The sequence below is a fragment of the Paractinoplanes brasiliensis genome, from assembly GCF_004362215.1.
In the GTDB taxonomy this organism is placed as follows: domain Bacteria; phylum Actinomycetota; class Actinomycetes; order Mycobacteriales; family Micromonosporaceae; genus Actinoplanes; species Actinoplanes brasiliensis.
Genome location: NZ_SNWR01000001.1, coordinates 6,369,013 through 6,389,359, shown reverse-complemented (window position 1 = coordinate 6,389,359; position 20,347 = coordinate 6,369,013). Strand labels below are relative to the sequence as shown.

The window sequence follows — 20,347 nt, the reverse complement described above, 5'->3', positions numbered from 1 at the left end:
CCTATGCGTCAGCTATAAGCACGCGCGCCGGACCGCTATAGAAGGCGGATAGGGGGCGTCCGGAGACTGCGGTTCCGGCCGGCGCGGTGACTCGCGCGCGAGGAGCTGGGCTCCGGTGGCCATGACCTTCACAGCAAGAGGAGAGCCCGTGATCCCACTCTCGTTCGCGCAGCGTCGGTTGTGGTTCCTGCACCAGTTGGAGGGGCCCAGCCCCACCTACAACATCCCGACGGCGTTACGGATCTCGGGGAAGCTCGACCGCGACGCCCTGGACGCGGCGCTGGGCGACGTGGTCGAGCGGCACGAGTCCCTGCGCACCCTGTTCGCGGCCGCCGCCGACACCGCCCACCAGGTGGTGCAGGACGTGGGCGCACGGCCCCGGCTGACCGTCGTCGGCACCTGCGAGGACGAGGTGGGGGACCGGCTGGCCGAGGCGACCGGTTTCGCGTTCGACCTGACGGCCGACCTGCCGATCCGGGCGACGCTCTTCGACCTCGGCGCCGACGAGCACGTCCTCCTGCTGCTCGTGCACCACGTGGCGGGTGACGGGTGGTCCCAGCCGTTGCTCGTCCGCGATCTCCTGACGGCGTACGCGGCCCGCGGCGCGGGACAGGAGCCGCAGTGGGAGCCGCTGCCGGTCCAGTACGCCGACTACACGCTGTGGCAGCGGGAGGTCCTCGGCGCCGAGGACGACCCGGACAGCCTGATCTCCCGGCAACTGCGGTACTGGTCCACGGCGCTGGCCGGGCTTCCGGAGGAGCTGAACCTGCCCGTGGACCGGACGCGCCCCACGGTCCCGTCCTACCGCGGCGACACCGTCACCTTCTCGGTTCCAGCCGACGTCCACACCCGGCTGGCCGAGCTGGCGCGCGCCCGGCAGGTCAGCGTCTTCATGGTGGTGCAGGCGGCGTTGGCGGTGCTGCTGTCGCGGCTGGGCGCGGGCGCCGACATCCCGATCGGCACCCCCATCGCCGGGCGCACCGACGAGGGCCTGCGGGATCTGATCGGCCTGTTCGTCAACACCCTGGTGCTGCGGACGGACCTGTCCGGCGACCCGACCTTCCCCGAGCTGCTGGCCCGGGTCCGGGAGGCGAACCTGGCCGCGTACGAGCATCAGGACGTGCCGTTCGAGCGGCTGGTCGAGGTGCTCAACCCGCCGCGGGCGGCCGCCCGCAACCCGCTCTTCCAGACCCTCGTCACCTGGGACAACATCGACAAGAGCGCGGCGCACGACGCCGTCGGACGGCTGGCGGGCGCCCGGGTGTCCCCCTTCCCGGCGGACACCGGGATCGCGCGGTTCGACCTGTCCTTCACTTTCGGGGAGCGGCACGCCGGCCCCGGCGCACCCGCCGGCATCCCGGGCTCCCTGACCTACGCCACCGACCTGTTCGATCGTGGTTCGGTGGAGGTGCTGGTCGAGCGGTTCCTGCGGGTCCTCGAACTGGCCGCCGCCGACCCCGGCACCCCGGTGACCCGTTGGGACGTGCTCTCGGCCGACGAACGACACCAAACCCTCACCGGCTGGAACGACACCGCCGCAGAACTGCCGACCGGCTCCTTCGTCGACTGGTTCGAATCCTCCGTGTCAACCACCCCGGACGCACCCGCCGTGATCTTCGGCGACCAGGTCGTGTCCTACGCCCAGCTCAACACCCGCGTCAACCGGACGGCGCGGATCCTGGCGGACAAGGGCGCCGGCCCGGGACAGTTCGTGGCGGTGACCCTGCCCCGCTCGGTCGACCTGCTCGTATCGCTGCTGGCAGTGCTCAAGACCGGCGCCGCCTTCCTGCCCATCGACGTGAACTACCCCGCCGACCGGGTCGCCCACATGCTCGACGACGTCGCACCCGTGCTGACGCTCTCCGAACCGGTTCTCGACGAGGGCGGCGATCCCACGAACCTGGCCCGGCGTGTGCCCGCCGCCGCCCCGGCCTATGTGATCTTCACGTCGGGATCCACCGGACGGCCCAAGGGTGTCGTGGTCCCCCGCGCGGCGCTCGACAACTTCCTGTTCGCCATGCGCCGGCAGCTTCCCCTGGCCGCGGGGGATCAGCTGCTTGCCGTCACCACCATCGGCTTCGACATCGCCGGGCTCGAGTTGTTCCTGCCCTTGACGGTCGGCGCAACCGTCGTCCTGGCCGACCGGGACACGGCGCGTGATCCGGCCGCGCTGTGCGACATCCTCGACACCGGCCAGATCACCATGATGCAAGCCACCCCCAGCCTCTGGCACGCCATCACCACCGAACGACCACACACCCTCACCAACACCCACATCCTCGTCGGCGGCGAAGCACTACCCCCACCCCTCGCCCAAACCCTCACCCACCACGCCCCCACCGTCCACAACATGTACGGACCCACCGAAACCACCATCTGGTCCACCACCACCCCCATCCACCACAACACCCCACCCCACATCGGCAAACCCATCACCAACACCCAGACCTACATCCTCGACAACAACCTCCAACCCACCCCACCCGGAACCCCCGGCGACCTCTACATCGCCGGCCACGGCCTCGCCCACGGCTACCACCACCAACCCACCCTCACCACCCAACGCTTCACCGCCAACCCCTACGGCCCACCCGGCACCCGCATGTACCGCACCGGCGACCTCGCCCAATGGACCACCACCGGCACCCTGCAATACCTCGGCCGCACCGACAACCAAATCAAACTCCGCGGCCACCGCATCGAACCCCAAGAAATCGAAACCGCCCTCACCAACCTCCCCCACATCACCGCCGCCGCCATCACCACCCACAACCACCAACTCATCGCCTACCTCGTCACCACCACCCCCACCACCACCCACCACATCCGACAACAACTCGCCACAACCCTCCCCGACCACATGCTCCCCACCACCACCATCGAACTCCCCCACCTCCCCCTCACCGACAACGGCAAACTCAACCGCAAAGCCCTACCCCTTCCCGACACCACGAACACCCCGCCCACCGGGCGACCGCCGCGCACACCGCAGGAACAAGTCCTCTGCACGCTCTTCGCCGAAACCCTCGGCCGGCCCATCACGATCGACGACGACTTCTTCACCCACGGCGGCCACTCCCTGCTCGCCATGCGCCTCGCCAGCCGCATCCGCACCACCCTCGGCGTCCAGCTCGAGATCAGTCAGTTGTTCGACTCCCCGACGGTGGCGGGGTTGTCGGCGGCCCTCGGCTCGGCGGCGGGCGCCCGGCCCCCGCTGACCGCCGGTCCCCGCCCGGAGCGGCTTCCGCTCTCGTTCGCCCAGCAGCGGCTGTGGTTCCTCAACCGGCTGGACGGGCTCAGCCCGGCGTACAACGTGCCGGTCGCGCTGCGCCTGACCGGCCCGCTCGACGTCCGCGCGCTGGAGGCCGCGTTCGCTGATGTCACCGACCGGCACGAGACCCTGCGCACCGTCTTCGCCGACGACGCCGACGGCTCCCACCAGCTCGTCCTGCCCTCGGTCCGGACAGCCGTCCCGGTCCTGCCGGTGGCCGAGCGTGAGCTGGCCGAGCGGGTGAGCGAGGTGGCCGGGCGCGGGTTCGACCTCGCCGAGGAGCCACCGCTGCGGGCCACCGTGCTACGGCTCGCGGCCGACCGGCACGTCCTCGTGCTGGTCCTGCATCACATCGCCGGCGACGGCGGCTGGTCGGCCCCGGTCCTCGTCCGCGACCTCCTCACCGCCTACGCGGCCCGTACGGCCGGGACAGAGCCGGACTGGAAGCCGTTGCCGGTCCAGTACGCCGACTACACGCTGTGGCAGCGGAAGGTTCTCGGCTCCGAGGAGGATCCGGACAGCCCGATCTCGCGGCAGCTGTCGTACTGGCGTCAGGCGCTGGACGGCCTGCCCGACGAGCTCGCGCTGCCGAGGGACCGGCCCCGCCCGCTCCAGGCCGGCCACCACGGCGACGAGGTGCCGTTCGTCATCCCGGCCGAGCTGCGGCGCGCGCTCGACCGGACGGCGGCCGAGCAGCACGTGAGCATCTTCATGGTGGTGCAGGCGGCGCTGGCGGTGCTGCTGTCGCGGCTGGGCGCGGGCGCCGACATCCCGATCGGCACCCCGATCGCCGGGCGCACCGACGAGTCGCTGGAGGATCTGGTCGGGTTCTTCCTGAACATCCTGGTGCTGCGGACGGACCTGTCCGGCGACCCGACCTTCCCCGAGCTGCTGGCCCGGGTCCGGGAGGCGAACCTGGCCGCGTACGAGCATCAGGACGTGCCGTTCGAGCGGCTGGTCGAGGTGCTCAACCCGGCCCGCTCGATGGCCCGGCACCCGCTCTTCCAGGTGATGCTGGCGTTCAACAACGTCGATCAGCAGGCGGCCCTGGGGCAGGCGGACAGGCTCGGCGATCTCACCGTCGCCGGCGAGCCGACCGGCACGGGCGCCGTCATGACCGACCTGCGGTTCGCTCTCGGCGACAGCGGCGACGGCACCGCCCTGACGGGAAAGGTCGAGTACGCCACCGAGTTGTTCGATCGTGGTTCGGTGGAGGTGCTGGTCGAGCGGTTCCTGCGGGTCCTCGAACTGGCCGCCGCCGACCCCGGCACCCCGGTGACCCGCTGGGACCTGCTCTCGGCCGACGAACGACACCAAACCCTCACCGGCTGGAACGACACCGCCGCAGAACTGCCGACCGGCTCCTTCGTCGACTGGTTCGAATCCTCCGTGTCAACCACCCCGGACGCACCCGCCGTGATCTTCGGCGACCAGGTCGTGTCCTACGCCGAGCTCAACACCCGCGTCAATCAGGTCGCCCGGGTTCTGATCGCCGACGGAGCCGGCCCCGGGGAGTTCGTGGCGGTGACCCTGCCCCGCTCGGTCGAGCTCGTGGTGTCGGTGCTGGCGGTGCTCAAGACCGGCGCCGCCTTCCTGCCCATCGACGTGAACTACCCCGCCGACCGGGTCGCCTACATGCTGGACGACGTCGCACCCGTGCTCACGCTGTCGACCCCGATCCACAACCCCGGCGGCGACACGGCCAACCCGGACGTGCGGGTCCCGGGTTCGGCTCCGGCGTACGTGATCTTCACATCCGGTTCGACGGGCCGGCCCAAGGGTGTCGTGGTGCCCCGGGTTGCGCTGGACAACTTCCTGTACGACATGCGCGAGCGTTTCCCGCTCACCACCGGCGACCGGCTCCTCGCCGTGACGACCGTCGGCTTCGACATCGCGGGCCTGGAACTCCTGCTGCCCCTCGTCTGTGGCGCGGCGGTCGTGCTGACCGATCAGGACACCGCCCGTGACCCGGCGGCGCTGTGCGACATCCTCGACACCGGCCAGATCACCATGATGCAAGCCACCCCCAGCCTCTGGCACGCCATCACCACCGAACGACCACACACCCTCACCAACACCCACATCCTCGTCGGCGGCGAAGCACTACCCCCACCCCTCGCCCAAACCCTCACCCACCACGCCCCCACCGTCCACAACATGTACGGACCCACCGAAACCACCATCTGGTCCACCACCACCCCCATCCACCACAACACCCCACCCCACATCGGCAAACCCATCACCAACACCCAGACCTACATCCTCGACAACAACCTCCAACCCACCCCACCCGGAACCCCCGGCGACCTCTACATCGCCGGCCACGGCCTCGCCCACGGCTACCACCACCAACCCACCCTCACCACCCAACGCTTCACCGCCAACCCCTACGGCCCACCCGGCACCCGCATGTACCGCACCGGCGACCTCGCCCAATGGACCACCACCGGCACCCTGCAATACCTCGGCCGCACCGACAACCAAATCAAACTCCGCGGCCACCGCATCGAACCCCAAGAAATCGAAACCGCCCTCACCAACCTCCCCCACATCACCGCCGCCGCCATCACCACCCACAACCACCAACTCATCGCCTACCTCGTCACCACCACCCCCACCACCACCCACCACATCCGACAACAACTCGCCACAACCCTCCCCGACCACATGCTCCCCACCACCACCATCGAACTCCCCCACCTCCCCCTCACCGACAACGGCAAACTCAACCGCAAAGCCCTACCCCCACCACCGGAAACCACCGCCCCCAGCGGACGCGCACCCCGCACCGCCCACGAACGCATCCTCCAGACCCTGTTCGCCGAAACCCTCGGCCAACCCGCCATCACGATCGACGACGACTTCTTCACCCACGGCGGCCACTCCCTGCTCGCCATGCGCCTCGCCAGCCGCATCCGCACCACCCTCGGCGTCCAGATCGTCGTGCGGGACCTGTTCCAGGCGAGCACGGTCGCGAAGCTCGCGGCGGTCATCGGCGACGCCCGGGGCGCCCGGCCGGCGTTGGCGGCCGGACGGCGCCCGGAGCGGGTGCCGCTCTCCTCCGCCCAGCAGCGGCTCTGGTTCCTGCACCGGATGGAAGGGCCGACGCCCACCTACAACCTGGCGTCCGCGCTGCGGCTGACCGGCGAGCTCGATCTCGCCGCGCTGGAGGCCGCGTTCGGCGACGTCGTCAACCGGCACGAAAGCCTGCGGACCGTCTTCGCCGACGACGCCGACGGCTCCCACCAGATCGTCCTGGACGACGTGCGGCCGCCGTTCAGCGTCGCGCCGGCGACCGACCTGGACGACGACCTCCGGGCCGCCGCGCGCCACAGCTTCGACCTGTCCCGCGAGATCCCCATCCGGATGTCGGTGTTCCGCACCGGCCCCGACGAGTGGGTGGCCCTGCTCCTGATGCACCACATCGCGAGCGACGGCTGGTCGATGCCGGTGCTCGCCGACGACCTGACCAGCGCGTACGGGGCGCGCCGGGCCGGCCGGGAGCCGGACTGGGAACCGCTGCCGGTCCAGTACGCCGACTTCGCGCTGTGGCAGCGCGGGCTGCTCGAGGGGGAGCAGGAGGGACAGCTCGCCTACTGGCGCCGGGCGCTCGCCGGGCTGCCGGAGGAGATCTCGCTGCCCACCGACCGTCCCCGCCCGGCCCGGGGCACCCAGGCCGGGCAGGTGGTGCGGTTCGACCTGCCCGCGTCCCTGCACGCCGGGCTGCTCGACGTGGCCGCCCGCACCGGGACCACCGCCTTCATGGTGGTGCAGGCGGCGCTGGCGGTGGTGCTGTCCCGGCTCGGGGCGGGCACCGACATCCCGATCGGCACCCCCATCGCCGGGCGTGCCGACACGGCCCTGGACAAGCTGGTCGGGTTCTTTGTCAACACCCTGGTGCTGCGGTGCGACCTCACCGGGGATCCCACCTTCACCGAACTCCTCGGACGGATCCGGGAGGTCGACCTCGACGCGTACGCGCACCAGGACGTGCCGTTCGAGCGGCTGGTCGAGGAGCTGAACCCGGCCCGCTCGCTGGCCCGCCATCCGCTGTTCCAGACCGAGCTGCTCTGGCAGCAGCAGGAACCCGGGCGTACTGCCCCCGGCGACCTCGGCGGACTCCGGGTGGCCGACCGGCCGGTCCACACCGGCGTGGCCCGGTTCGACCTCTCCTTCGCGCTGTTCGCCGGCGCCGACGCCGGCCCGGTCCACGGCGAGCTGCTGTTCAGCACCGACCTGTTCGACCGGTCCACCGCCGAGTCGCTGGTCGTCCGCCTCACGCAGGCGCTGACGGCGGTGGCCGGCGAGCCGGACCGCCGGATCAGCCGGATCGAGCTGCTGACCGACCAGGAACGCCGGTGGCTGCTGACCGAGTGGAACGACACCGGACGGGAGGTCACCACGGCCACCCTCCCCGCGTTGTTCGAGGCACAGGTGGCGCGGGCGCCGCACGCGCCGGCCGTCAGCTTCGGCGAGGTGACGTGGACGTACGAGGAACTCAACGCCCGCGCGAACCAGCTGGCCCGGGCCCTGATCGAGCACGGTGTCGGCCCGGAGGACTTCGTGGCGGTCGTGCTGCCCCGATCGCCGGAGCTGGTCGCGGGGCTGATGGCGGTGCTCAAGGCGGGCGCGGCCTACTTCCCGGTCGATCCGAACCTGCCGCCGGCCCGGGTGGCGTACATGCTCGAGAACGTCTCACCGGCCGCCGTGCTCACCACCGACCTGGGCGGGCTGTCGCTGCCGGCCGGTCCCGGCGCCCGGATCGACGTGCGCGGAGAGCTCACCCGGCCGGCGACCGACGTGCGGGACGACGAACGGACGAGCCGCCTGTCGCCGCTGCACCCTTCGTACGTCATCCACACGTCGGGATCGACCGGCCGGCCCAAGGGCGTGGTGATGACCACCGGGGCCATGGTGAACGTGCTGGAGTGGCACAACCGTTCCGTGCCGGGCGGCCCGGGCACGGTCACCGCCCAGTTCGCGGCGGTCAGCTTCGACGTGTCGGTCCAGGAGATGCTGTCCGCGCTGCTGTACGGCAAGTCGCTGGTCGCCTGCCCGGAGGAGATCCGCCGTGACCCGCGCGAGCTCGCGGCGTGGATGGCGCGCCACCGCGTACAGGAACTGCTGTCCCCCAATCTCGTCGTGGACGCGGTGTTCGAGGCGGCGCAGGAGTACGGCGAGGACCTGTCGGCGCTCGGGCTGGTGGCCCAGGCCGGCGAGGCGCTGACCCTGCGGGAGCACGTACGCCGGTTCTACTCGCGGTGGCCCGGCAACCAGCTGCACAACCAGTACGGGCCCACGGAGACACAGGTCGTCACGGCCTGGCCGCTGCCTTCGGACGTCGCCGACTGGCCGGCGGTTCCGCCGATCGGCGGGCCGGTCGACAACACCCGCCTGTACGTGCTGGACGAGGGGTTGATGCCGGTGCCGGTCGGCGTCACCGGTGAGCTGTACATCGCCGGGGCCGGGCTGGCCCGCGGCTACCACAACCGTCCCGGCCTGACCGCCGAGCGGTTCGTGGCCGACCCGTTCGACGGGCGCGGCGCCCGGATGTACCGCTCCGGCGACCTCGTCCGCCATCGGCCCGACGGCCTGCTCGATTTCGTCGGGCGCGCCGACCATCAGGTGAAGCTGCGCGGTTTCCGGATCGAGCTGGGCGAGATCGAGCAGGTGCTGGGGGGTCATCCGTCGGTGGTCCGGGCGGCGGTGCTGCTCACCGACGACAAGCGGCTGGTCGCGTACGTCGTTCCGGCCGGCGGCGCCGAGTTCGGCGTGGACGAGCTCCGGGCCCACGCGCAGAGCGCGCTGCCGGATTACATGATGCCGTCGGTCATCGTGCCGATCGACAGTCTTCCGTTCACGGTCAACGGCAAACTCGACCGCCGCGCCCTGCCGGACGTCACCGCCGAGCCGTCGCGGGCCGGGCGCAGGGCACCGCACGGCGCCCGCGAGGAGATCCTCTGCGGGTTGTTCGCGGAGGTGCTCAAGGTGCAGGACGTGGGGGTCGACGACAACTTCTTCGAGCTCGGCGGCCACTCGATGCTCGTCGCGAGCCTGATCCGCCGGGTCAAGGCAGTGCTCGGCCTCGACCTCGCGGTGCGCACGCTGTTCGAGTCCCCGACAGTGGCCGAGCTGGTCGAGGCGCTCGCCACCACCCGGCCCGACGACCCGGGCGCCGCGCTGCGCACGATGTTGCCGCTGCGCGCGCGGGGCGAGCTGACACCGCTGTTCTGCGTGCACGCGGGTTCGGGGGCGAGCTGGTGCTACTCCGGGCTCATGGCGCAGCTCGATCCCCAGCAGCCGATCTACGGGCTGCAGGCGCGCGGGATCGCCGAGGTCGAGCCGCTGCCCTCCACGGTCGAGGAGATGGCGGCCGACTACCTCGCCGAGATCCGCAAGGTGCAGCCGCACGGGCCCTACCGCCTGCTGGGCTGGTCGTTCGGCGGCCATGCGGCGCACGCGATCGCCACCCTGCTGCAGGAGCAGGGCGAGGAGGTCGACCTGCTCGTGCTGGTCGACTCCCACCCGCAGGGCAAGGAGTCGCCGCGCCTCAGCACGAGCGAGATCGTCGCTCAGCAGATGCGGGCGGTGGGCTTCCCGTTCGAGGAGGAGGAGCTGGTCGAGGGCGCCTTCCCGATGGAGCGCTACCTCGCGCACCTGCGGACCTACAACAACGCCTTCGCGGACCTGACCGACGACCAGATCGTCCGCATGCTGGACATCTACGTCAACAACGTCCAGCTGATGCGGGCCTTCGAGCCCGGCCTCTACCGCGGTGACGTGCTGTTCTTCTCGGCTGCCCCGGGCGGGGTCAAGGTCGCGGACAGCGCCCGCTGGCAGCCGTACGTCCGCGGGCTGATCGACGATCACGACATCGACTCCGACCACGAGGGCATGTTCACCCGGCCCGAGGCGGTGGCGGCGATCGGCGCGATCCTGGCCAAGGCGCTGGCGCCATGACCACACCGTTGCGCACCGTCATGCGGCCCTTCGGGATCTCGATGTTCTCTCGGGTGAGCGACCTCGCCGCCGAGCACCGGGTGATCAACCTGGCTCAGGGCGTCCCGGACTTCCCGGCCCCGCCCGCGCTGGTCGAGGCGGCCGCCACCGCCATGCGGCAGCACATCAACCAGTACGCGCCCAGCCCCGGTCTCGCGTCGCTGCGCGCTGCCGTGTCCACCCACGCGAAAATGCGGTACGGCGTCACGTACGACCCGGACACCGAGGTGACCGTCACCGCGGGAGCCACCGAGGCCGTCTGGTCGACCGCCGCGGCGCTGCTGGAACCGGGCGACGAGGCGATCGTCATCGAGCCGTACTACGAGACGTATCCGCCCAGCGTGGTCGCGGCCGGCGGTGTGGTCCGGTTCGTGCCCACGACGTTCCCGGACTTCGTGCTCGACCTCGAACGGCTGGCCGCGGCGTGCAACCCCCGCACCCGCCTGATCTTCCTGAACACTCCGGGCAACCCCAGCGGGCGGTTGTTCACCGCCGAGGAGCTGCGCGGGGCGGCCGAGCTGGCCGAGCGGTACGACGCCTACCTCGTCTGCGACGAGACCTACGAGCACCTCATCTACGACGGGCGGGCGCACCGGCGGGTGTCGTCGGTCCCGGAGTGCCGGGAACGATCGGTGATCATCTCGTCGGCGTCGAAGACGTTCGGCGTCACCGGATGGCGGGTGGGCTGGACCCTCGCGTCGCACGCCGTCACCGACGCGATCCGGCGGGTGCACCAGTTCGTCACCTTCGCCGCGCCGTCCCCGTTGCAGCAGGCGGTGGCGGCGATGCTCGACGACGCCCCGCGTTCGGGTTACTTCGACGAGCTGGCAAGGGGATTCGCCGTCCGGCGCGATCTGTTGCTCGACTACCTGCGCCGGACCGGGCTCGAGGTGGCGGTGCCGGACGGTGGGTACTTCGTCATGGCCCGGTGCCCGGGCGACGACGTGACCTGGTGCGAGGATCTGATCCGGCGGCCGGGGGTGGCGGCCCTTCCCGGCTCCGCGTTCTATCACGACCGGACCGGCGGCCGTGACCTCGTCCGGTTCGCCTTCTGCAAGGCGTTCTCCACCTTGCACGCGGCGGGGGCCCGGATGCTCCGGCCGTGAACGCGCGGCCGGCCACGGTATAGAACCCCGCTAGGCGCGGCGGCTGTGCTGAACGCCCGGCCGGCGCCGCACGACTCTCGCGCGGGCCGCGACCATCCGGTCCGTCCCGCGGAGGTGCCGCAGTGTCCCAGCTCGAACGCCCACCCCTCGTCGTCCCGGACGCGACCGAGCGTCCGCCGGTCCGCCAGTCGCTGCCCGCCCTGACCGCCCCGGTCGGAGCGGCCCTGCTCACCGCCATCGTCGCCCTCATCGGCGCCGGCACTCCCGGGCTCTGGGCCGACGAGCTGGCGACCCGTTCCGCGGTGGGCCGGTCCTGGGCCGAGATGTTCCGGATCTTCGAGGTCCAGGACGTCACGATGGCGCCCTACTACGTGCTGATGCATGCCTGGACGACGGTCGCCGGCACCTCGGAGCTGGCGCTGCGGCTGCCGAGCGTGCTGGCGATCGCGGCGGCCGCCGGCTGCACCGCGATGCTGGCCGAGCGCCTCTTCGGGCAGCGGGCGGGTGTCGTCGCCGCCCTGCTCTTCGCTTTCGTGCCGGTGACGACGCGGACGGCGCAGGAGGCACGGCCGTACGCGATCGCGGTCCTGTTCGCCGTTCTTGCGACCTACCTGCTGCTGCGGGTCACGCGGGAGCGATCCCGGGCGGCGTGGGCGGGTTACGCGGTGGCGTTGGCCCTGGCCGGCTGCTTCCACCTGATGACCCTGCTGATCCTGATCGCCCACCTGCTCCTCGTTCGCCGGGGCGACCGCGCCCTGCGGGTCCGGTGGGCGTTGTCGGCCGGGGCGGCGATCGCGGTGACGGCCCCGCTGGCGGTGGCCGGCGCCGGCCAGACCGCCCAGGTGGACTGGCTGGCGGAGATCTCCGTACGGGACGTCGGCGGGTTCCTCGACACCCTGGGCGGCGGTGTGACGGCCGGCGCCGTCCTGATCGGACTGGCCGTCTGGGGCTGGTTCCGCGGCGGCGAGTGGCGCGGGCCGCTGATCGCCTGGGCGCTCGCCCCGGCCGCCGTCCTGATGCTGGTCACCGTCGTCGGGCCCAACCTCTGGCACCCCCGGTACGTCCTGTTCAGCTTCCCGGCGTTCGTGATCGCCGCCGCCCGGCCCCTGGCCTCGGTGCGGGCGGTGCTCGGTGGCGTGCTCGTTGCGGTCGTCCTGCTCGCCGGGTTGCCGGCGCACCTGGCCGCCCGGTCCGGCGGCGGGCATCTCGGTTTCGACGGCGACCGGATGCGGCAGGTCTTCGAGCGGGAATACCGCTCCGGCGACGCCGTCGTGTTCGTCGACTCCGACGAGTGGTCGCCGCGGGAGGCCCTTCGTTACTACGTGCCCGAGCGGATCCGGCCGCGGGACGTGCTGGCCACCGGGTCGTACGACGCCCGGCGGCCCTATCAGGTCGTCGAGCGAACGGATCCGGCCGCGCTTTCCGCCGCCGGCCGCATCTGGGTGGTGCGCTGGCAGTGGGGTGACGCCGACCCCCTCAAGAGCATGGAGCCCTGGAAGACGCAGGTGCTGCGCGGCGAATATCAGGAGCGGGGCCGCTGGGACACCGGCGCGCTGCGACTGATCCGCTACGACCGGGGCTGACGGCCGGAAGCCGCCTCCACCCGTCGGGTGGAGGCGGCTTCACGTTCCGGTCACGAGAGGACCAGCACGCGGTTTCCGTGCCGGAGCAGCCTGTCCTCGCAATGCCATCGCACGGCTCGGGCGAGCACGGTGCGTTCGACGTCCGCGCCGAGGCGGGCCAGCGCGGCGGCGTCGTCGCGGTGTGACGCCCGGGCCACGTCCTGCTCGATGATCGGACCGCAGTCCAGTTCCTCGGTGACGTAGTGGGCCGTGGCCCCGATCAGCTTCACCCCGCGCTCGTAGGCCCGGGTGTACGGCTGCGCGCCGGCGAAGGCGGGCAGGACCGAATGGTGAATGTTGATCAGCGGTACGGCCACCTTGGTCAGGAACTCGCCGGTGAGAACCTGCATGTAGCGGGCGAGCACGATCAGATCGCACCGGTCGCCGAGCAGATCGGCCAGCCGGCTCTCCGACTCCTCCGGCTTGCCGGGCACCGACGGCACGTGGTGGAACGGGATGCCGTGCTGCTCCACCGTGGCACGCAGGTCGGGATGGTTGGCGGCGACCAGCTCGACCCGCATCGGCAGCTCGTCGCGCCGCATCCGCCAGAGCAGGTCGACCAGGCAGTGGTCGGCCTTGGACGCGAGGATCGCCACCCGCTTCGGCTGTGCGGCGTCGACCAGGCGCCACGTCAGGCCGAACGGCTCGGCGACCTCACGCCCGAAGGTGGAGACCAGGGTCCCTCGGGCTGCCGCCGGCAGTGTGAACGCGAGGCGCTGGAAGAAGGTGCCCGGGCCGGGCGCCGACGTGTACTGGTCGGAACTGGTGACGTCGGCGCCCAGCCGGTACAGGTATCCGGTGACGCCGCTGATGATCCCCGGCCGGTCGGGGCCGGAGATCAGCAGTCGCAGCGCATGCCGTGTACCGGTCGTCATCAGGAGGCTTCGGCCGCGTCCATCTCGCGCACCAGGCTGAGGGGACGCATGTCGGTCCAGTTCTTCTCCACGTACTCGAGGCACGCGGCACGGGAGTCCTGCCCGTGCACCGCGCGCCAACCGGCCGGGATCTCGGCGAACGCCGGCCAGAGGGAATGTTGTCCTTCGTCGTTGATGAGCACGAAGTACTCCGCGTCCTCGTTCTCGAACGGATTCGGCACGTCGAACACCTCACATGCGTCGGGACTGTCGGATCGACCGTGCGGCAATCCCCTACACGGTTCCTATGACTTCGGCCGCATAGCTAAGGGATAGGCCCACCGGAGACGGTCGCGCGGATACCGAGAACGACGGCGGCCAGCAGTCGCCCGACGCCGACACGACCGGCTGTCCGGAGAGGGTCCGAGAAATGACCGATGAGACGTTAGGTTCGCCGTATCTGATCGTCGTCGATCGCGATCGACGTCCCGCCTTGTGGCCGGCGAACAGGCCGGTGCCGGGCGGCTGGGAGGCCGACCCGTACAGCGGCACCCGGGACGGCTGCCTGGCCGAGATCGAACGCCGCTGGCCGGCCGGCTCGCCCGGCTCCGCTCCGGCGCCCCGGCCCGGCGACGCCGGCGGGGAGACCATTGTCAGCTTGTTCGCCAGGGCCGTCGCCCGCGGGCCGGACAGGCCGGCCGTCCGCGATGACGGCGGGGGTGACGACGTACGCCGAGCTCGACGCCCGCGCCGCGGCGTTCGCCGGGGTCCTTCGCCGGCGTGGCGTGGCTCCCGGCGACCGAGTGGCGTTCCACCTGGACCGCGGCGCCGAGGTCTTCGTGGTGATGCTGGGCATCCTGCGGGCCGGCGCCGCGTACGCCGCGGTGGACACGCAGTACCCGGACGCCCGCCGGGACATGATGATCCGGCGCAGCGAGCCGGCCCTGCTGGTCACCGAGCCGGGGTGGGGCGGCCGGTTCACCGGCCTCGGGATCGACGTGCTGGAGCTGACGGAGCCCGGCCCGCCCGGCGCGGCCGCCGAGCATCCACTGCCCCCGGTCTCGCCCGCCCAGCCGGCCTGCGTCATGTTCACGTCCGGATCGTCCGGGCAGCCCAAGGCCATCGTGCTCGAACACCGCAACCTGGTCCATTTCGCCGTGAACCCGACGTTGCCCGCGCTGACCGCGGACGACCGGGTCGGTCACGTGTCCAGCCTGTCCTTCGACGCGTTCCACTTCGAGACCTGGTGCACCCTGGCCGCCGGGGCCCAGGTCGTGGTGCTGCCGCGCATGCCCGACCTGATCGGCGGCGACGTGCAGAACGTGCTGCGGCGCCGGCGGGTCACCGCGATGCTGGTGCCGACCATGGCGGTCAACCACGTCGTCCGCGAGGACAGGGACGCCTTCGCGTCGTTGCGGATCCTGCACACCGGCGGTGACGTCGTCCAGCCGGCGACCTGCCGGGAACTGCTCGGCGGGGCGTTCGCGGGAAGCTTCACCAATCTCTACGGCCCGACCGAGGTCAGCACCGCCTGCACGGCGCACCGGATCACCGACGTCGCCGCGGACGCCGGCACCGTCCCGATCGGGCGCCCGCTCGCGGGCGGCACCATCCACCTGCTCGGCCCCGGGCTCGACGAGGTCGCCGACGGCGAGGTGGGCGAGCTGTACGCCGGCGGGCCCGGGGTGGCCTGGGGTTATCTGGGGCAGCCGGCCCTGACCGCCGGCCGCTTCCTGCCCGACCCGTGGGCCGGCGACGGCCGCCGGATGTACGCCACCGGCGACCTGGCCCGGCGCCGCCCCGACGGCGCCCTGGAATTTCTCGGCCGCGCCGACGACCAGGTCAAGATCCGCGGCTATCGGGTCGAGCCGCGCGAGGTCGAGCAGGTGCTGTGCCGGCACCCCGAGGTCCGCGACGCGGCCGTCGTGGTGGTCGGCGAGGACGACAACCGGCACCTCGTCGCGCTGGTGGTGCCGTACGACGGGCTCGCCCCGAAACAGCTGCGCGCCTACGCGACCGAGGTGCTGCCCGACTACATGGTGCCCAGCTCGGTGTTGCGGGTGCCGCAGATCCCGGCCAACGGGCACGGCAAGCGCGACCTGGACGAACTCCGGCGCCTGGCGCGCGAGCACCTGCGCCGGGCCGAGGACTGGGTGCGCCCCCGCGACGACATCGAGCTCTACATCGCCGATCTGTGGGAGGAACTGCTGGCCGTCGAGCGGGTGGGCGCCACCGACGACTTCTTCGCCCTCGGCGGCAACTCCCTGCTCGCCTTCCGGCTGCTGCGGCGCATCGTCAAGGAGCTCGACGTCCGGCTCGAACCCTTCGACGTGCTGTCCACCAGCGAACTGTCCGCCCTGGCCGCCTTGATCCGTAGCCGCAAGGAGCTGCTCACAATATGACCACGGTGACGATCGACCTGACCGACGTGGACACCTTCGCCGCCCAGGGGCATCACGCCCAGCTCGCCTGGCTGCGGGACAACGATCCGGTCCACTGGCACCCGACCCCGGGCGGGAGCGGCGGCTTCTGGGTGCTCACCCGCTACGACGACGTCGCCGCCGCCTACCGCGACCACGACGTGCTCAGCTCGACCGGCGGGGCGATGCTGGGCGGGTCCCTGCACAGCAAGTCCGACACCTCGTCCGGCCGGATGTTGGTCTCCTCCGACCTGCCCCGGCAACGGATGCTGCGCCAGGTGATGCACCAGGCCTTCCGCGCCGAGATGGTCGAACGGATCCGGCTCCAGGTCGAGCGTCTGGTCGACGCGGCCGTCGGCCGGGCGCTGGCCGACGGCGGCTGCGACTTCGCCACCGAGATCGCCACGGAGCTGCCGGCCGCCGCGGTGATGGCCATGGTCGGGGTCTCGCGCGAGCAGGCGCACGACCTCATCGGCATGACCCGCCGCATGATCGGCTTCCGGGACCCGGTTCTCGTCGACACCACCGGCGACGAGCGGCTGCGGCTGGCCACGATCCAGGCCGAGATCTTCGAGTTCTTCGCCGAGCTGCTGCGGGACCGCCGCGACGGCGACGGCGACGACCTGATCAGCATCCTGTCCCGGGCCGAGGTCAACGGCCGGCCGCTCAGCGAGGAGGACATCCTCTACAACTGCATGAACGTGGCCGTCGGGGGCAACGAGACGTCGTCCTACACCGCGTGCAGCGGGCTGCTGGCTCTGATCGAGAACCCGGATCAGCGCGACGTGCTGATCCGCCGGCCGGACCAGCTGGAGAACGGGATCAACGAGATGCTGCGATGGAGCTCCACCAACGCGTACGTGCAGCGGGTGGCCCTGGCCGACACCGAGCTGGGCGGCCGGACGATCCGGGCCGGCGACCCGGTGACCCTGTGGAACGTCTCGGCCAACCGGGACGAACGGCAGTTCGCCGAGCCGGGGCGGTTCCTGGCGCAGCGCTCGCCCAACCGCCATCTCTCGTACGGCATGGGCATCCACCGGTGCATCGGGGCGATCCTGGCGCAGGTCGAGCTCAAGACCCTGTTCGGCCGGCTGCTCGACGACCGGTTGCGGTTCACGCCCACCGGGGACGTGGCACGGCTGCGCTCCAACTTCATCCTGGGGATCACCCGGATGCCCCTGGCGGTGACGCGTGACTGACCGGGTGGCGCTGCGCCTGGCCGGCGGGCACCTCGTCATGGAGCGTCCGGAGGCGCCCGTACGGCTGCTGATCTTCCACCATGCGGCGGGGTCGGCCATGTCGTTCTCGGGTCTCGCCCGGTCGCTCTCGCGGCTGAGCGAACCGGTGCTGATCGAGCTGCCGGGGCGGGGCAACCGGGCCCGGGAACCGCATGCGAAGTCCTTCGCGGACGCGGTGTCGGGGCTGCTGCCGGCCGTCCTGTCGCTGATCGACCGCCCGGTCGTGGTGCTCGGTCACAGTCTGGGCGCGCTCATCGCCCACAGTGTCCTGCACGAAATGACCGCGGAGCACCGGCGGCGGGTGCGGGCGGTGGTCGTGTCGGCCGCGAAGGCGCCGGCCACCGCGGCCGCGCTGGCGACCTTCCCGGACGGTCCGTTCCAGGCCCGGACCCGGGAGTCGTTGCTGGCCGACCTGGACAGATTCGGCGGCATCCCGGCCGGCCTGCTCGCCGACCCGGAGGTCCGGGACCACGCGGTCACCCTGCTCGGGCACGACCTTCACCTGGCCGACACCTATCGGCAGCCCCCGGCCGGCGGCGGCGCCGTGCCTTACCAGTTCTGGTTCGGCTCAGGCGACACCTCCCTGAGCCGCGAGGAAGGGGCGCGCTGGGCGGCCGGCGTCGGCCGGCCGGTGCCGGTCCAGGAGTTCGAGGGTGGTCACTTCTACCTCCAGGCCGGACCGGCGGCTGGTGTGGCGCTCGACACTCTCATCGAGACGGAAGGCTCGATAGGGTGAGGCGGGACCTCAGCCCCACAACCTCCAGTCGGCTATATGTCAATCACCGAACGGCCGGACAATTCACCGGCGCATGAGTGATACTCGATCCAGAGTGGACGGTGGGTGATCGCGCTACTACGCTCACGAAGGGAGAAAACGGCTTTTTATATGGCCTTATAGAGAAAATATAGGAGAAAATTTACCATTGTTAATATCCGAACGCATAGCGCGGAACATCGTCGCGTGCGATTCGGCGTAGAAACCAACGATTTCTACACGGGGGCAATTTAAGTGGAGTTCCGCGTACTGGGGCCAGTTGCGGTTTACAACGAGAAAGGCCTTGTCAAGCTCTCCGGCTGCAAGATGAACACCGTCCTGGGCGCCTTGGTGCTCGCCCGCGGCCGGTCCGTCAGCTACGAGACACTCAGCTCGCACCTGTGGGGGTGGTCGCCGCCGACAAGCCGTCAGGCCCAGATCTACACCTACATCTACAAGCTGCGAAAACAACTCGGCGACCAGGTCAGTCTGGTCCGCTCGCACGGCGGCTACCAGCTCAACATCCGTGACTGCTTCTTCGACGTCACGGAGTTCGAGAATCTGGTCGGCCGCGGCCAGCAGCTTCTCGCCAACGGCGATTTCCACGCGGCGGCCACCAAGCTCGGCGCGGCGACCGCCCTGTGGCGCGGGCGACCGCTGGCCAATGTCACCGACCACCTCGGTGAGCTCGAGCGGCCGCCCCTGGAGGAAGCGCTGGTCAACGCCGAGGAACACCGCATCAGCGCCGAGCTGGCGATCGGCCGGCACGCGGGCCTGATTCCCGAGCTCAACAGCCTGGTCACCCGCCATCCCCTGCGCGAGCAGTTCCGGGCCCAGCTCATCGTCGCCCTGCACCGCAGCAACCGGCAGGCCGAGGCGCTTCTCGCCTATCACGACGGCCGGCAGCTGCTGGCCGACCAGCTCGGCGTCGACCCGGGGCCGGAAATGACCAAGGCGTACGAGGCGGCCCTCAACGGCGATCCCGCCGAGCGGCCGGTCCGCGACGAGACGGTGCTCGTCACGGCGCAGGCCAGACCGACGACAGTCCTGCTCCCCCCGAACGTCGACCCGTACATCGGGCACGAACCCGAACTGCAGTCCGCCGAGAGCGCCATCGTCGCTGCCCGCCAGCAGGCGTCGCGCACCACGCCCTTCCGGTTCCTGGTCACGGGGCCGATCGGGTCGGGCAAGACCGCCTTCGCCGTACGGACGGCGCACAACTGCACCGACCTGTTCACCGACGGGGTGGTCTTCACCGAGGCGGTGAACGCCGACGGGCAGCCCTACCCGCCGCAGGAGGTCCTGACCCGGCTGCTCGAGGGCCTCGGCCGCGACGTCGAACCCGGCGCCGATCTTGCCAAGCTGATCCAGCTGTACCGGTCCGCCTGTCAGGATCGCTGCATCCTCGTCGTGCTGGACAACGTGATCAAGGAGCAGAACGTCGAGCTCTTCGTCCCGAACGGCCCGCATTCGGCGATCATCATGACCAGCCCCGACCATCTGCCCTGCGTGGCCCGCAAGGACACCGTGACGCTGGGCCCCCTGCCGAGTTCGGACGGGGTGCGGCTGCTGGCCGAGGTCGGCGGCGAGGACGCCGTGATGCAGGACCTGCCGGCGGCCCGGGCCGTGGTCGAATTCTGCGACTCGTTGCCGCTCGCCCTCCGGATAGCCGGCGCCAAGCTCGCGGCCCGGTCGCACTGGACGGTCAGCGACCTGGCGGCCCGGCTGGCCAACCCGGCCCGGCGGCTCGACGAGCTGTCGTACGGGCAGCAGACGGTCCGGCGTTCCCTGATGTCGGCCGTGCACCGATTGCCGAGTGCCGCCCAGGCGCTCCTGGCCGAGATCGGCGGGGTGGCGGTGCAGGATTTCGACGCCCAGATGCTGTCCGGCAACTCGGCTCGGCTCTCGGACACCGAGCAACGCCTCGAGCTGCTGGCGGACGCGCAGATCGTCTACTCGGTGTCGATGGCGGCCGACGGCTCCTCCCGGTTCCGGATCACGGCGCTGAACCGTCTGCTGGCCATGGAGATGGCCCGCTCGACCGGCTGCTGACCGGCGGAACTCGGCGGCCCACCGGGCGTGG

The 20,347-nt window shown here is 71.1% G+C and carries 9 protein-coding genes and 1 pseudogene; 8 read left to right on the top strand and 2 right to left on the bottom strand.

All coding sequences use genetic code 11. The features are described from left to right. The first annotated feature begins 148 nt into the window (after nt 1–148). The 3 genes from C8E87_RS28800 to C8E87_RS28790 all read left to right on the top strand — a co-directional run bounded on the left by C8E87_RS28800 (nt 149) and on the right by C8E87_RS28790 (nt 12,959). Nucleotides 149–10,231 carry a non-ribosomal peptide synthetase gene (locus tag C8E87_RS28800; RefSeq protein ID WP_166661275.1) on the top strand — a complete coding sequence of 3,361 codons (10,083 nt, stop codon included), beginning with the start codon at nt 149–151 and terminating at the stop codon, nt 10,229–10,231. Continuing rightward, on the top strand, nt 10,228–11,376 hold the full coding sequence (locus C8E87_RS28795; RefSeq protein WP_133875974.1) for a pyridoxal phosphate-dependent aminotransferase: 1,149 nt from the start codon (nt 10,228–10,230) through the stop codon (nt 11,374–11,376). Before C8E87_RS28800 ends, C8E87_RS28795 begins: the two co-directional genes overlap by 4 nt. A gap of 122 nt (nt 11,377–11,498) precedes the next feature. Further along, nucleotides 11,499–12,959, top strand: coding sequence for a glycosyltransferase family 39 protein (locus C8E87_RS28790; RefSeq protein ID WP_133875973.1), 1,461 nt, complete (start codon nt 11,499–11,501; stop codon nt 12,957–12,959). A gap of 50 nt (nt 12,960–13,009) precedes the next feature. On the opposite strand, the gene purU is transcribed toward C8E87_RS28790, so the two are convergent. Beyond that, complete coding sequence (gene purU, locus C8E87_RS28785) at nt 13,010–13,873, bottom strand: formyltetrahydrofolate deformylase (protein ID WP_133875972.1); 864 nt, start codon at nt 13,871–13,873, stop codon at nt 13,010–13,012. Next, nucleotides 13,873–14,094, bottom strand: a complete 222-nt coding sequence (locus C8E87_RS28780; protein WP_133875971.1) for an MbtH family protein — start codon at nt 14,092–14,094, stop codon at nt 13,873–13,875. Before C8E87_RS28780 ends, purU begins: the two co-directional genes overlap by 1 nt. 188 nt (nt 14,095–14,282) lie before the next feature. Between C8E87_RS28780 and C8E87_RS46830 the strand changes: the two are divergent. The 5 genes and pseudogenes from C8E87_RS46830 to C8E87_RS28755 form a co-directional block, all read left to right on the top strand. Continuing rightward, a pseudogene (locus tag C8E87_RS46830) lies at nt 14,283–14,450 on the top strand (MbtH family NRPS accessory protein); the annotation flags it as partial. 121 nt (nt 14,451–14,571) lie between these two features. Then, a complete protein-coding gene (locus C8E87_RS28770) occupies nt 14,572–16,254 on the top strand; it encodes a non-ribosomal peptide synthetase (RefSeq protein ID WP_166661274.1) in 1,683 nt (560 codons plus the stop codon). Further along, nucleotides 16,251–17,471, top strand: coding sequence for a cytochrome P450 (locus tag C8E87_RS28765; protein WP_133875969.1), 1,221 nt, complete (start codon nt 16,251–16,253; stop codon nt 17,469–17,471). The genes C8E87_RS28770 and C8E87_RS28765 overlap by 4 nt, the downstream gene beginning before the upstream one ends. Then, on the top strand, nt 17,464–18,246 hold the full coding sequence (locus C8E87_RS28760) for a thioesterase II family protein (protein WP_133875968.1): 783 nt from the start codon (nt 17,464–17,466) through the stop codon (nt 18,244–18,246). The genes C8E87_RS28765 and C8E87_RS28760 overlap by 8 nt, the downstream gene beginning before the upstream one ends. A gap of 345 nt (nt 18,247–18,591) precedes the next feature. Then, nucleotides 18,592–20,316, top strand: coding sequence for an AfsR/SARP family transcriptional regulator (locus C8E87_RS28755; protein ID WP_133875967.1), 1,725 nt, complete (start codon nt 18,592–18,594; stop codon nt 20,314–20,316). The last annotated feature ends 31 nt before the right edge of the window (nt 20,317–20,347 follow it).

Coding starts and splice junctions, on each gene's coding strand:
- C8E87_RS28795 (WP_133875974.1), top strand. CDS start 10,228: ATGACCACACCGTTGCGCACCGTCATGCGGCCCTTCGGGATCTCGATG.
- purU (WP_133875972.1), bottom strand. CDS start 13,873: ATGACGACCGGTACACGGCATGCGCTGCGACTGCTGATCTCCGGCCCC.
- C8E87_RS28765 (WP_133875969.1), top strand. CDS start 16,251: ATGACCACGGTGACGATCGACCTGACCGACGTGGACACCTTCGCCGCC.
- C8E87_RS28755 (WP_133875967.1), top strand. CDS start 18,592: ATGAACACCGTCCTGGGCGCCTTGGTGCTCGCCCGCGGCCGGTCCGTC.